This window comes from Brasilonema octagenarum UFV-OR1, assembly GCF_963888615.1.
Taxonomy (GTDB): domain Bacteria; phylum Cyanobacteriota; class Cyanobacteriia; order Cyanobacteriales; family Nostocaceae; genus Brasilonema; species Brasilonema sennae.
The window spans coordinates 1-607 of sequence record NZ_CAWPKW010000119.1 but is presented as its reverse complement, the minus strand read 5'-3'; the positions used below and the strand labels follow the sequence as shown (position 1 = coordinate 607).

The window sequence follows — 607 nt, the reverse complement described above, 5'->3', positions numbered from 1 at the left end:
TCGCACGACCGATAGGGACAACTTGTCGTTTAATTTCTTGTTTGCAAGTCCAGAAGGTTGCATCAATACAAGCTTCCGTCGGCCCATAGAGATTGTGCAAGTTCACATTGAGATTACTTAACACTTTCTCTTGCAAAGCAACTGGTAAGGCTTCACCGCCGCAGAAGATTTGTTTGAGGGACTGACAAGTTTCGAGTCCTCCTTGTTCTATGAGTATTTGTAACAAAGATGGTACAAATTGAACAGTAGTGACCTGTTGTTGAGAAATTAACTGTAACAGGTAAGCAGGATCAGCATGACCTCCTGGTTGAGCTAATAGCAACTGTCCGCCTACTAACAAAGGAGCATAGAATTCCCAAACTGAGGCATCAAAGCTAAAGGGAGTTTTCTGTAGCACTTTGTCTGCTTCAGTTAGGGGAAATGTTGCTTGCATCCAGAACATGTGGTTGCAAAGGTTGCGATGAGAAAGCATCACTCCTTTAGGCTTTCCGGTAGAACCAGAGGTATAAATCACATAAGCTAAGTTACTATCTTGCACATCGGCGATGGGCGTAGCCCCGCCAGAGGCGATACCTACGGTAAGCTGCGCTAACGCATTATCTTGACT

At 44.6% G+C, this 607-nt stretch carries 1 protein-coding gene; it reads right to left on the bottom strand.

Annotated features, from left to right (window positions below; all coding sequences use genetic code 11):
* A partial coding sequence (locus tag AC5590_RS08880) for an AMP-binding protein (RefSeq protein ID WP_169269046.1) occupies window positions 1–607 on the bottom strand: 607 nt, incomplete at both ends.